A 12,965-nucleotide genomic window follows, 5' to 3' on the forward strand; every position below is an offset into this window, starting at 1 on the left:
GCCTGATGGTAGCCACCACGAGATCACATGTGCTTATTGGTGTACACGACGTCCCAACAGGCGCGCCTGAAGTTGTTGTGCAAGAAGGTCCGAGAATTACCCGATTTTTCTGGAGAGTCTAATGAGTAATAACGTAGAGCGTTTCGGCGCATTAACACCCGAAAATTGCGCAGTCTTGCTGGTCGATCATAACCTTGGATTTATTCAGGTATGCCACGGCGATCGAACGGATATCAAGAATGGAGTCGTTGCGCTTGCCAGGACCGCCAGAGTTTATAACCTGCCTATCGTCATATCGAAGACCCCCGACGACAGTATCAGCGGCCCGCTGATACCGCAGTTGCTGGAAGTGGTCAAGGATTGCCAGATGGTGAATCGAAAACTGGCCGATATGGACTCACTTAACGACAGTGAAGTGTCTGCTGCTCTCAAGGCGACAGGCAGGAAAAAGATCGTTATCGCAGGGATCATGACAGATGTTTGCGTCCTCATGACTACCTTGCATGCGTTGAAAGACGGATACGAAGTGTACGTTGTGGAAAATGCATCAGGTGGATCAGATCCGGTTTCCGTGAGAAATGCGCTGACTCGCATGCAGCAGGCCGGAGCAACCGTGGTGTCGTGGCTGACACTCCTGTCTGAATTGCAATCGAACTGGAATTATGCTGATCCGGAGAAAGCACGCACGGCCGGAGGTCTCGTCAAGATCATTTCTGATCACGCTAATGGTTGGTCCAATCTGAACGATTTCTACTACGGCATCAAATCATCCAGTTTGTAGGCTATTTTCCCATCTCCCGGCCGATGTCGAGAGATGGGATATTTATGGCGTTGCGCAGATCGGGTAATCAGTAAATCAGGGAGAATTGCTTGTCTACCCGTCTTGAAGAAAGCGACTACGCATTAAAGCCGTACGAACGGCCGATGATACTGGGTAGCCCTGCCAGCCCCGATCATCCAGCGCCGAGGCGCTATGCTTATTTCGCGATCGGCTGCCTGATCTGCATTACTCAGGGTCTTGGCAACGGGCTGGTCTCGGTGAACCTCAATTACGCGCAGGGGACGCTCGGTCTATACAGCGATGAAGTGACCTGGCTCACTGCGGCCTACTTCATGGTCTATGCGAGCGCCAATCTGGTTCTCGTGAAATTTCGCCAGCAGTTCGGCTTGCGACGCTTCGTCACCTCCCTGCTTGTCACCTACACGGTGTTCGCCCTGCTGGATGCGTTCGCGCAGGGATTCTGGTCGGCGGTGGCGGTGCGGGCTATCAGCGCGATCTCTGCAGCCGGACTTTCGTCGATGGGCCTTTATTATCTGATGCAGTCGATGCCCGCAGCGAAAAGAATGCACGGCATGCTGATCGGCATCAGTGTTCCCCAGCTTGCGACGCCGCTCGCACGCGTCCTGTCGCCCGGGCTGCTGGAAACAGGCAACTGGCATCGGCTCAACTGGTTCGAACTCGGTATGGCGGTGGCGACGCTCGCGGCCGTGATGATGTTGCCGTTACCGCCGAGCGAGCGCCGCAAGGTATTCGAGCCCGCCGACTTCCTGACTCTCGCCGTGTTGGGGTCGGGGCTCGCACTATTCGTGGCGATCTTCTCCGAAGGCCGGATCGAGTGGTGGACCGAGCGCGTCTGGCTGGGCTGGGCGCTCGCTGGCAGCATCGCGCTGATCACCGCGGGCCTGATCATCGAGCACTATCGCGTCAATCCGCTGATCAATACGCGCTGGCTGGGCACGCGCGAAGTTGCCCGCATCATGCTGATCGCGGCGGCAATCCGCATCCTCCTCTCCGAGCAAACCTTTGGCTCGGTCGGTTTGCTCGCGCTGTTCGGCATGCTCAACGACCAGATGATCACGCTCAATACGATCATCCTCGTGGCCTCGATCGCCAGCATTGTCTTCAGTGCGCTGACCCTCGATCCAACGAATCCCGGCAAACCGATCACCGTGGCGGCCGCGTTGATCGCGATGGGTGCGTTCATGGATGCGGGCGCAACCAACCTGTCGCGGCCGGAAAATTTCTATCTTAGCCAGGGATTGATCGGCTTCGCCTCGCTCGTGTTCCTCGGGCGGGCGATGGTGATCATCTCTTCGCGGATGGTGCTGGCAGGTGGCCAGAATTATCTGGTGAGCTTCGTCGTCGTGTTCAACATCAGCCAGAGCGTCGGGGGGATTGTTGGCAGCACCCTGCTCGGTACTTTTCAGACGATTCGCGAACGGTTTCATTCGAACGAACTCGTTCAGTCTCTCGTCATGAGTAACCCGGTGGTTGCCGCGCAGATGCACGCAGGCGTGGCGCGTCTGTCGCAACGCGTGATACGCGAAGCGAATGTGCTGGCTTACAACGACGTATTCCTGCTGGTGGGTGTACTGGCTAGCGTGACCGTTGTCTGGGGTGTGGTCATCCAGTGGTTGATGTGGCGACGTCGCGAAGTCTCACCGCTCGTCCTTCTCCAGCAACAAATGATGAAGGCACAACAGGTCCAGGCGAACAGGAAGAGCCCGGAATGAACGAACCAAAAAAAGATGTGCCTGCAGACAATAGCCCAACACCGACCAATGCTTCTCCCGCAGCCGCTCCTGCCGTAGCGGTTGAGCCGGGCGGCTGGCATCCGCCGAAGAAAAGCCGGCTGACGGTCATCATCATCGTCGTGCTCGCGCTGTGTGCGATCGGTGTGGTCCTGCGCGCGTGGCGTCTGCCGCCCTTCGCCGGGCCCTTCGAAGATACCAACAATGCCTATGTGCGTGGATTCGTGACGACCATCAGTTCGCAGGTGAGCGGCTATGTCACGAGCGTGCCGGTCGACGATTTCCTGGAGGTGAAAGCCGGGCAGATTCTCGTCACCGTCGACGACCGCATCTATGCGGCGAGGGTTGCGCAAGCCCAGGCCAATCTTGAGGCACAGCAGGCGGCATTCGATAATTCCGCGCAATCGCAACGCTCGCGCGAACTGGCGACGCACAGCCAGGATGCGAACATTGCCGCCGCGCGTGCGCAGCAGGTCCGTGCCGAAGCCGACATGCGCCGCGCAGATGCGCTCGTCAAGGACGGCTCGCTTTCGAAGCGTGAGTACGACCAGACCCGCGCCGCATTGCTCGCGGCACAGGCCGCGCTGCAACAGGCCGTCGCAGGCCGCTCGATCGGTACCGAAGATGTGCGCACCGTGCTGGTCGCGCGCCCGGGATTGAAGGCAGCGATCGATTCCGCCAAAGCGGCCCTGCGCAGCGCACAGGTCGATCTCGAGAACACGGTGATTCGCGCGCCGGTCGATGGACAGCTTTCCGAAGTCGGGGTGCGCAACGGCGACTATGTCACGGCGGGCACGCAAATGATGTCGCTGGTCCCGCACTTCGTCTGGATCGTGGCCAACTACAAGGAGGCGCAGACGCATCGCATGCGCCCCGGCCAGCCCGTGACATTCCGCGTCGATGCGCTCGGCGACGCGAAGCTGCATGGTCATGTCGAAAGAATCTCGCCCGCAACGGGTTCGGAATTCGCGGCGATCAAACCCGACAACGCGACCGGCAACTTCGTCAAGGTGGCGCAGCGCATTGCGATCCGCATCAGCGTCGATCCGGGACAGGAACTGGCCAAGCGGTTGCGACCGGGCATGTCGGTTGAAACCGCGGTCGATACGCGCGATGGTGAAAAATGAAACGCCGCGTTCTTCGTTGCGTTTCTAGCTGCGTCCCTGGCCTCGGCGTTGCATTGCTGCTATCCGCCTGTGCGGGACCGCCGGTTAAAGTCGCCGCCGTGCCCGCCGTCGTCGAACCGGCAACATGGCAAGGCGATGCCCCGCAGACGATGTCGCTGGATAAGGACTGGTGGCGGCAATTCGGCGATCCGGTATTGACCGCGCTCGTCGAGAAAGCGCTGGCCAGCAATAGCGATATCGGCAAGGCAGTCGGCCGCGTGCGCGAGGCGCGCGCAGACACCAGGATCGCACGCGCCGCGTTGCTGCCGACGCTCAATGCCGCTTTCGACAATGCCGGGCGCTCCCGTATCGTCAGTTCCCGTGGTACACCGCTCGAACTGGGCAGGGGACAGGCAGACATCGACGTGGCATGGGAGGTGGATCTGTTCGGCCGGCTGGCGGACCAGCGCGCCGCCGCGCGTGACGCGTATCTCGCCACCGCGGCAGCACGCGATGCCACACGGCTGTCGGTCGCCAGTTCGACGGCGAGCGGCTACATCACGCTGCTTAGCCTCGATGCACAGTTGAAGATCGCCGAGGCCACGCTCACCGCGCGTGCGAATTCACTGCGCCTCGCCAAAACGGAATTTGCGAACGGCTATTCGTCTCGGCTCGAATTGCAGCAGGCGCAGTCGGAATACGATGCGACGGCGCAGCTCATCCCGCAGACGAAGCTCGCGATTACGCGCGCAGAAAATTCGCTGAGCGTGCTCACCGACGATCTCCCCGGCAATATCCCACGCGGCGGTGTGCTCGACAAACTGACCGAGCCGGTCATTCCGCAGACCTTGCCTTCCGGGTTGTTAAGGCGCCGCCCCGATGTCGCCGCAGCGGAATATCAGCTCGCGGCCGCTGATAAGTCGCTTGCTGTGGCGCGCAAGAACTTCCTGCCCCAGTTCAATCTGGCGGCTTCGTTCGGGCGCTCCTTCGGCACCGAGCAGATCTATCCGTTCAACATCTGGTCGATAGGCGGGAGCATTCTTGCGCCGCTGTTCGAAGGCGGCAAGCTGACCGCGCTCGCCGACAAGGCCGGTGCGCAGCGCGATCAAGCCGCCTTTGCGTATCGCGGCACGGCCTTGACTGCGATCAGCGAGGCGGAGAAAGCGCTCGCAGCAGTTCAGCGTCTGGATGAGCAACTGGTGCTCGCCATCGCGCAACGCGACTCTTTGTCCGAGCAGTTGCGGATTGCTACCAATCGCTACCGCGAAGGTTACGCGGGCTATCTGGATCAGCTCGATGCGCAGCGCAATCTGCTTTCTGCGGAACTCGGTGTGGTGCAGTTGCGAGCCGATACGCTTGTGGCGCGCGTGACGCTGTATGACGCGATAGGTGGGGGATGGAGTGTCGAGACGATGGTTCAGGTGAACGTCTACATGCGTGACTATCTCCGCACGCCACGCGACAGCAGCTGAGCTTTCGACACCGCGGACTTCGGTGGATCGGGGAGAGACCTGCATCAACGATCCGATCCGGCTGACGAAGAACAACCGTTTGTTTCTCGAGGCGCTCAACCGGTATCTGCTTAAGAGTGGCGCGGGCCTAAGCGGTACCTATATTGACCCCCGCCCGGAGATCAGCCTTTCTACACCTAGATACTGGCACTGGCCGGCTTTGGGCGGACCGTGTTGGAGATGCCTGACGCTGATCATGTTCACTTTCATGTCCCGGTAGATGCGTTCTGGCCGAATACCACGCAGATACCCCATACCCCAGAAAATCGGCACTCGGCATCGATGTGCTGATCAGCAACGCGAGCGTGATCAGCCTGAGCGCTACGCCAAACACGCCGAAGAAGCACTTTGATCTGATGTGCGGCGTTAACGTGCTCGGCACCTAGGCCTGCAAGCAAGCTGTGCCTCCTTAGCTCAAGCAGGCAGCGCAGCAAGGCAGCAATCTGCATGCGCTCACACTTTCTCCGTCGCTCAATATGAACGCGAAGCGGTTCACACCGCACGTGCCTACACGATGGCGAGACCCGAAGTGTCGACAGGCCCGAAAGCGACGGTGTGCTATGAGCACCGATGAACGGCCGGGTGATTGCGATCAACGTTGACGAAAATACGACGGTGGAGGCGGAGTAAACAGTGACGGTGCTCGAAGCGATGAAGATGGAACACGCCATCTCCGCACCGTTCGCTGGCACGGTCGCCTCGCTCGGCGCGATCGCCGGCGAGCACGTTGCGCCGGAACACGTTCTCGCGCAGCTGGAACCGCAGGCCAGCTGAGCCCAGTCGATATTCATGATGCAAGGAGACAACCCATGAGCACCCCCCGTCGTCATCACCTGTGCGCTGAACGGTATCTTCACCGATCCGAAGCAGTTCAACATTCCAGTCACACCTGAGCAGATGGCACGCGAAGCCAAAGGCGCGTACGACGCGGGTGCGTCATGTATGCATGTGCATTTCCGTCAGCAGGAAGCCGACAAGGGGCATCTGCCTTCGTGGGACGCCATCACAGCCAGAATGGCAGGAAGTTGAGCCGGCTTTACGAAATGATCATCGAAGCCAGCCTTGAGCGATTCGGCCCGGTCGATGGGTGTAGACAGCGCGGTTACCGCCAGCAGCAATGGCGAGCAGACGATGTTTATCCGCCGGATTTCCCTCGCTACAGCACGGCCGTCCATATGCGGCATCTCGATATCAAGCATCACGATGTGGGGGCGCCAGGCGTGGTACGCAGCGAGAGCGTCCAGACCGTTCGTAGCTGTCTGGATGGCATAGCCGTAAGCCTCAAAGAACACGACGTACACCACCAGCAAATTCGGGTCGTCGTCGGCTATGAGTAAGCGCCCAGCTTTCGCGGTGGACATTGGGTTCCTGTAGGGTGCTTCTCATGTCACGCAATTTTGGGACCCGGCAGGGCCAAAGTAGTTATTTTCGCGTAACGTGAGTTCAGTGAATGCGCCATACTGCTTTTTTCCGCTTTTTGTGAGGGCGAGCATGCGATTGGCTGACTTCATTTTGCGCGAAATGGAAACGATTCTGGTCCAATGGGAGACGTTCGCCGCTACCCTGTTGCAGGCAGCCGTGGACATGAAGTCACTCGCTCTGCGTGACCATGCGCGGCAGATTCTGCTGGCCGTGGCGAAGGACCTGTCGACGGCCCAGACAAGGGACGCGCAATCCGAAAAATCGATGGGAAGAGCCCCTTCTCTGATCGGAGCTCCGGAGACTGCTGCGCAGACGCACGCCCTGTTACGGGCGCGAGGCGGGTTTGACATCAACCAGTTAGCTGCCGAGTATCGTGCCTTACGGGCCAGCATCCTGCGTCTCTGGATTGACGAATGTTTGCCCGACGCCCCAAATCCGGATGATGTCATCCGCTTCAACGAGGCGATCGACCAGGCGCTCGCGGAATCGGTGAAACAGTTTAGCTCGCAGGTGGATCAGGCGCGCAATCTTTTTCTTGGCATGCTCGGGCACGATATGCGTAGCCCGCTGCAGACTATCCTGATGACGGCGCAGTATCTGACGGTGCTGAACGCTGGAGAGCAGGTATCAGTAGCGGCATCTCGCCTCATCCGAAGTGGCGCCCGCATGCAGGCTCTGCTGAACGATATGCTTGATTTCAATCGTACCAGGCTGGGTTTAGGGATCAGTATCTCGCCCACTGACGTCGACCTTGAGAAACTGTTTGCGGACGAGCTTGATCAGTTGCGGGCAGCTCACCCAGACAGTCGTGTCGATCTGGACGCGAAAGGAGACTGTCGAGGAGTCTGGGACGGCCGCCGTCTACAGCAACTGCTTGGAAACCTGGTGTTGAACGCGATCAAATATGGAGCGCCGGACGCACCAGTGAGAGTGGCCATGACTGGTAACGAACGGCAGGTTCGTTTCGAAGTCAGGAACCAGGGCCCCGCTATCGATCGAATGACTTTGCATCGGATCTTCGACCCGCTTCAGCGGGGACTAAATCCTGAAGACTCCTACAACGCCGATGGCAATCTGGGACTCGGACTTTACATTGCGCGCGAGATTTCAAGGGCCCATGGGGGCGAGATCGATGCGCGGTCCGATGAGATGGAAACGGTGTTCGCGGTGAGCTTGCCACGCAGTCTCTAGAATTCGTGGTTCAACTCAACGATCGCAGCCCGTCGTCCCGCAACGGTTCTTGAATGTGCAGATTCACAGGACGCTTGTGACTACTTAGGGCCGACCCTGGCCGGCTGAAGCGGTCAGTAGGCGGCTACGACCGGATCTTTGAAAGTCATGCCAGGACCTTCGACGGCACCCTTGCATTCTTCGACACAAGGGAGATGTAAATGAGCGAATCTCCGTTTGACCTTTAAAACGACATCGAAAGGCTTGGCCTTTGCCTGAATTTGCACCGTCTTTCATGCTCAATCCGTCGCTGCAAATTGACACTCCGCGATTTGGATATCCAGCAGCAAAACATCTTGTGTAAATGCTCGAGCGGGTGTTGCCAACGCTCCAGGCCTCCCGGCGAGCAACTCTTCGATGTCACGCAAACTCTCGCTCGAGGCTAGGCGAGAAGGGTTGCAATATTGCGATGCGGCGACCTGGTCGGTCACGCTGTAAGCGATAGGATGGGTTCTTCTTTTCCGGCGGATTGTTCCGATACGTTCCGCCGTTTTAGGGGGGTAGATCTGGGGGTAACCTGATACGGTCATATCAGGAAATCCATATCTGGTAAGCTTGCGCAGCGAGGATGTGACTCCCACCCGGCCCACCACACACAGTTCCAGCACGATCCCAGACGTTCTGTCTGAATCTCCCAGGTTTCTGTTGGACAATTCCTCACACTCAAGATTGACTTGCTCGCCCCGGCCACCCTATCGCAACACAACCGATGGAACTGCGCCTGGCGACGGATAATAGCGGCTGCACCATTTTTAGGGCTTCACCATGGAAATCAAAGTCAACTTCCTCGACAAGCTACGTCTCGAAGCCAAGTTCGACGACTTTACAGTAGTGTCCGACCAGCCCATCCGCTACAAAGGCGACGGCTCGGCGCCGGGGCCCTTCGATTATTTCCTGGCCTCATCGGCCTTGTGTGCAGCCTACTTTGTGAAGCTGTACTGCGTAACCCGCAATATTCCAACCGAGAATATCCGCCTGTCGCAGAACAATATTGTTGATCCGGAAAACCGGTACCAGCAGATCTTCAAGATTCAGGTCGAATTACCACCGGATATCCAGGAAGCAGATCGCCGGGGTATCTTGCGCTCCATTGAGCGTTGTACGGTCAAGAAAGTGGTGCAAGCCGGCCCCGAGTTTGTCATCGAAGAGGTAGAGAGCCTCGATGCCGATGCTCAGTCCTTGCTCACGTTGAAGCCGGCTTCCGACGCGAGCACCTATATCGTGGGCAAGGATCTGCCGTTGGAGCAAACCATCGCCAACATGTCGGGCAAGTTGGCGGAGCTGGGCATGAAGATTGAAATCGCTTCGTGGCGCAATATCGTTCCCAATGTGTGGTCGCTGCATATCCGCGATGCGCACTCGCCGATGTGTTTTACCAATGGCAAGGGAGCGACCAAAGAAAGCGCGTTGGCGTCGGCGTTAGGCGAGTTTATCGAGCGCCTGAATTGCAATCACTTCTATGGGGGTGCGTTCTGGGGCGAAGAGATTGCCAATGCGGCGTTCGTACATTACCCAGACGAGCGCTGGTTCAAGCCTGGTCGCAAGGATGCGCTGCCGGCTGAAATTCTGGATGCGTACTGCCTCGAAATTTATAATCCCGATGGCGAGTTGCGTGGCTCGCATCTGTACGACACCAACTCCGGCAATACGCAGCGTGGTATCTGTTCGCTACCGTTTGTGCGGCAGTCGGACGGCGAAGTCGTGTATTTCCCGTCCAACCTGATCGAAAACCTGTTCGTCAGCAATGGCATGAGTGCGGGTAATACGCTGGCCGAAGCGCAGGTGCAATGCCTGTCGGAAATTTTTGAGCGGGCGGTGAAGCGCGAAATTCTCGAAGGTGAAATCGCATTGCCCGATGTGCCGCACGAAGTGCTGGCGAAATACCCTGGCATTCTCGCCGGAATTCGGGGGTTAGAAGAGCAGGGCTTTCCGGTGCTGGTGAAGGATGCATCGCTGGGTGGGACTTACCCGCTGATGTGCGTGACCTTGATGAACCCGCGGACAGGCGGTGTCTTTGCCTCGTTTGGCGCTCACCCAAGCTTCGAGGTGGCGCTGGAACGAAGCCTGACGGAATTGCTACAAGGGCGCAGCTTTGAAGGCCTGAACGATTTGCCTCAGCCGACCTTTGTCAGTAACGCCGTGACCGAACCGAATAACTTTGTTGAGCACTTCATTGATTCCAGCGGTGTGGTGTCGTGGCGCTTTTTCAGCGCCAAAGCGAATTACGAGTTTGTTGAGTGGGACTTTTCTGGCCAGGGTGAAAACTCCAATGCCGAGGAAGCCGCAACGTTGTTCGGGATTCTCGAAGGCATGGGCAAAGAGGTGTACATGGCGGTGTACGACCAACTGGGCGCCACGGCCTGCCGGATTCTGGTGCCCGGGTATTCGGAAGTTTACCCGGTAGAGGATTTGATCTGGGATAACACCAACAAGGCGCTGTTGTTCCGCACCGATATTCTGAACCTGCATCTTCTGGACGATGCAGGTCTGGCAGCATTGCTGGAGCGGCTGGAGAACAGCGATCTCGATGAGCACTCCGATATCGCCACTTTGATCGGCATCGAATTTGACGAGAATACGAACTGGGGGCAGCTAACCGTTCTCGAGTTGAAGCTGCTGATTCATCTGGCCTTGCAGCAATTTGAGGCGGCGCAAGAGCTGGTGGGTGCGTTCCTGCAGTACAACGACAACTCGGTCGAGCGCGGATTGTTTTACCAGGCCTTGAACGTGGTGCTGGAGGTGCTGCTCGATGACGACCTGGAACTGGACGACTACGCGGTCAACTTCCGTCGCATGTTTGGCAATGCCCGGATGGACGCGGTAATGGGATCGGTGGACGGCAGCGTGCGCTTCTATGGGCTCACGCCAACGAGTATGAAACTCGAGGGTCTCGACAGGCACCACCGCCTGATCGACAGTTACAGGAAACTGCACAAGGCGCGGGCCGATGTAACGGCTACAGCGAGTTAGGTCGACGAGTTCAGTGGGACATTCAATGAAAAACGCAAAACCCAAGCGCACTCGTCAGGACGCCGAGCGTCTTTTCGAGGGACTGCCGCAGACGAGCACCGCACCACAAAGCCGTTCGGCGAATCCGTTCGAAGATGGCGCGTTCGAAAAAGTAGAGCGCATCGATGAAGAATCGAAGCTCTGGAAAGACAACCTCATTACGCTGCCTGCTGCGATCGAACTACCTCCTGGCTACACGTCGGTGTCCAGCGTACGCGAGGCGATGAAGCGCGCGTGGCGCGTCAAATGGGTCAGGGAAGGCCAGAACGAGATCGTCGTTGAATTCCCAGAGGGATGGGCAGCCGTTCGTCCCGCAAGCGGTCCCATCGAGCTACGCGATCCAGCCGGCGTTGTGCGCGCCGTATACGGATGGGCGCAGGATGCCGAACTGAGGATTCTGCCGCGTTACGCGGTGGAGTCACAGTCGAATAGTACGAGTGGACTCGGCAGTGTGCTGGTGCGCGATCGCGAGAGTGGAGAGATTCTCGAGCGGTCGTCGACCTGGTCTGCGCAAACCGGCACGAACCATCCAGATCGACCGAGATTGTCGACATGGCTTGACGTGCACTATCCGCAGCATCGTGACCCGATGCGGCTCTGGAAGGATTGCGAGGACAACATCGGGAACTGGGTCGGACCATAGTCGCGAATGACCCGCGATATTGCGTTGCAACGTAAAAACGCATGTCGCCTTCCTCAGGCTTTTCAACTAAAACCAACCGCAATTACATTAACAACTACTGCCATGCTGTCGATAGTATTGTGCAAACCACTACTAGAAGCCGGACATGGCATCTACATCACGCTAGATTCTCCGCATGCATTTCCCTCCGGTGCCGATCGTTTCCTGTGATCCAGCCTGCGTGCATTAGCGTCGTCGTTGCCTCCCTGGCCAACGCTAGCCGATTTTGCTGAGCGTCTGACGCATCAGCTTGTTTCGCGGCAGAGATGCAGTCCCATCCAGGAGGCAATATGCACATAGGCGTTCCGAAGGAGATCAAGAACCACGAGTACCGCGTTGGCCTGACGCCACCTTCCGTGCGTGAGATCGTCGCGCATGGACACAGCGTGGACGTCGAGACAGGCGCAGGCGCGGGCATCGGTGCAACCGACGACGCGTACCGGGCCGCAGGCGCGCGGGTGGTGCCGAACGCTGAAGCGGTGTTCGCCGCGGCCGACATGATCGTCAAGGTGAAAGAGCCGCAAGCGCCCGAGCGCGCGCTGCTGCGCCGCGGGCAGATTCTCTTCACCTATCTGCACCTCGCGCCTGACCCCGAGCAGTGCGCCGATCTCATCAAAAGCAACGCGGTCTGTATTGCCTACGAAACCGTCACGCAACGCGGCGGCGGATTGCCGCTGCTCGCGCCGATGTCCGAGGTCGCGGGCCGTATGTCGATTCAGGCGGGTGCGTTCTGTCTGGAGCGTGCGCACGGCGGCAAGGGCATCCTGCTCGGCGGCGTGGCAGGTGTGCCCTCTGCGAAGATCGTGATTCTCGGCGCCGGTGTGGTGGGCACCAATGCCGCGCAGATGGCGGTGGGCACCGGTGCGCAGGTTGTCGTGATCGATCGCAATGTCGATGCGTTGCGACGCATGGACCGGCTGCTGGGCGCACGCGTGATCACGGTGTATTCGAACCAGGACAACATCGAACAACACGTGCTCGATGCCGACCTCGTGATTGGTGGCGTGCTCGTGCCCGGCGCCGCTGCACCCAAACTCGTCACGCGCAAGATGGTTGATGCGATGAGCCCGGGCTCCGTGATCGTCGATGTCGCAATCGACCAGGGCGGATGCTGCGAAACCGCGAAGCCTACGACTCACGCGGACCCTACGTACAAAGTCGGCGAGGTTGTGCACTACTGCGTCGCGAACATGCCGGGCGGTGTGCCACGCACATCCACTTATGCATTGAACAACGCAACGCTACCGTTCGTGCTGCACATTGCCGACCAGGGCTGGCGCAAGGCACTCACCGATGACGAACATCTGCGTCGCGGTCTGAACGTCGCGTTTGGCAAGGTGACCTGTCCCGAGGTTGCCGAAGCGTTGGGCTACACGTGCGAGGACGCAGAGGCCGTCGTAGCGGGATAGCGAGCACGTAGCGATGAAGCGCGGGCGGCTTGCCCGTCCGCGCGCTTAAGCCAAACGGCGTTGC

9 protein-coding genes and 2 pseudogenes are annotated in these 12,965 nt (G+C 58.7%); 10 read left to right on the forward strand and 1 reads right to left on the reverse strand.

Annotated features, from left to right (window positions below; all coding sequences use genetic code 11):
* Positions 1-121: 121 nt before the first annotated feature.
* From BWP39_RS28850 to BWP39_RS28875, 6 genes and pseudogenes are all read left to right on the forward strand, one after another.
* Positions 122-781 (forward strand): isochorismatase family protein, encoded by a 660-nt coding sequence (locus tag BWP39_RS28850; RefSeq protein ID WP_096725605.1) that lies wholly within the window; start codon positions 122-124, stop codon positions 779-781.
* 89 nt (positions 782-870) lie between these two features.
* Positions 871-2,514: an MFS transporter gene (locus BWP39_RS28855; protein ID WP_207557164.1), complete on the forward strand. Its 1,644-nt coding sequence runs from the start codon at positions 871-873 to the stop codon at positions 2,512-2,514.
* The gene (locus BWP39_RS28860) at positions 2,511-3,659 is read left to right on the forward strand and encodes an HlyD family secretion protein (RefSeq protein ID WP_096725607.1); all 1,149 of its coding nucleotides are present in this window, start codon (positions 2,511-2,513) and stop codon (positions 3,657-3,659) included. Before BWP39_RS28855 ends, BWP39_RS28860 begins: the two co-directional genes overlap by 4 nt.
* Positions 3,656-5,110 carry an efflux transporter outer membrane subunit gene (locus BWP39_RS28865; RefSeq protein WP_096725608.1) on the forward strand — a complete coding sequence of 485 codons (1,455 nt, stop codon included), beginning with the start codon at positions 3,656-3,658 and terminating at the stop codon, positions 5,108-5,110. Before BWP39_RS28860 ends, BWP39_RS28865 begins: the two co-directional genes overlap by 4 nt.
* 582 nt (positions 5,111-5,692) lie before the next feature.
* Positions 5,693-5,923: pseudogene (locus BWP39_RS32425) on the forward strand (acetyl-CoA carboxylase biotin carboxyl carrier protein subunit); the annotation flags it as partial.
* 54 nt (positions 5,924-5,977) lie between these two features.
* Positions 5,978-6,148 (forward strand): annotated as a pseudogene (locus BWP39_RS28875) (3-keto-5-aminohexanoate cleavage protein); the annotation flags it as partial.
* Here BWP39_RS28875 and BWP39_RS28880 read toward each other — a convergent pair.
* Complete coding sequence (locus BWP39_RS28880; RefSeq protein ID WP_096725609.1) at positions 6,109-6,510, reverse strand: response regulator transcription factor; 402 nt, start codon at positions 6,508-6,510, stop codon at positions 6,109-6,111. The pseudogene BWP39_RS28875 and the gene BWP39_RS28880 overlap by 40 nt on opposite strands.
* 130 nt (positions 6,511-6,640) lie before the next feature.
* Here BWP39_RS28880 and BWP39_RS28885 point away from each other — a divergent pair, with 130 nt between their 5' ends.
* The 4 genes from BWP39_RS28885 (at position 6,641) to ald (ending at position 12,901) form a co-directional block, all read left to right on the forward strand.
* Complete coding sequence (locus BWP39_RS28885) at positions 6,641-7,762, forward strand: sensor histidine kinase (RefSeq protein WP_096725610.1); 1,122 nt, start codon at positions 6,641-6,643, stop codon at positions 7,760-7,762.
* Positions 7,763-8,566: 804 nt separating this feature from the next.
* Positions 8,567-10,771, forward strand: a complete 2,205-nt coding sequence (locus tag BWP39_RS28890) for an OsmC domain/YcaO domain-containing protein (RefSeq protein WP_096725611.1) — start codon at positions 8,567-8,569, stop codon at positions 10,769-10,771.
* 25 nt (positions 10,772-10,796) lie between these two features.
* A complete protein-coding gene (locus BWP39_RS28895) occupies positions 10,797-11,453 on the forward strand; it encodes a hypothetical protein (RefSeq protein WP_096725612.1) in 657 nt (218 codons plus the stop codon).
* A 329-nt stretch (positions 11,454-11,782) separates the two neighbouring features.
* On the forward strand, positions 11,783-12,901 hold the full coding sequence (ald, locus tag BWP39_RS28900; protein WP_096725613.1) for an alanine dehydrogenase: 1,119 nt from the start codon (positions 11,783-11,785) through the stop codon (positions 12,899-12,901).
* Positions 12,902-12,965: the final 64 nt, after the last annotated feature.

Origin of the sequence: Paraburkholderia acidicola (assembly GCF_002362315.1) — a bacterium.
Lineage (GTDB): Bacteria > Pseudomonadota > Gammaproteobacteria > Burkholderiales > Burkholderiaceae > Paraburkholderia > Paraburkholderia acidicola.

What these genes read in the sequence shown, in the direction of transcription:
- BWP39_RS28895 (WP_096725612.1), top strand. Translation starts at nt 10,797, where the DNA reads ATGAAAAACGCAAAACCCAAGCGCACTCGTCAGGACGCCGAGCGTCTT.
- BWP39_RS28860 (WP_096725607.1), top strand. Translation starts at nt 2,511, where the DNA reads ATGAACGAACCAAAAAAAGATGTGCCTGCAGACAATAGCCCAACACCG.
- BWP39_RS28890 (WP_096725611.1), top strand. Translation starts at nt 8,567, where the DNA reads ATGGAAATCAAAGTCAACTTCCTCGACAAGCTACGTCTCGAAGCCAAG.
- BWP39_RS28865 (WP_096725608.1), top strand. Translation starts at nt 3,656, where the DNA reads ATGAAACGCCGCGTTCTTCGTTGCGTTTCTAGCTGCGTCCCTGGCCTC.
- ald (WP_096725613.1), top strand. Translation starts at nt 11,783, where the DNA reads ATGCACATAGGCGTTCCGAAGGAGATCAAGAACCACGAGTACCGCGTT.
- BWP39_RS28850 (WP_096725605.1), top strand. Translation starts at nt 122, where the DNA reads ATGAGTAATAACGTAGAGCGTTTCGGCGCATTAACACCCGAAAATTGC.
- BWP39_RS28885 (WP_096725610.1), top strand. Translation starts at nt 6,641, where the DNA reads ATGCGATTGGCTGACTTCATTTTGCGCGAAATGGAAACGATTCTGGTC.
- BWP39_RS28880 (WP_096725609.1), bottom strand. Translation starts at nt 6,510, where the DNA reads ATGTCCACCGCGAAAGCTGGGCGCTTACTCATAGCCGACGACGACCCG.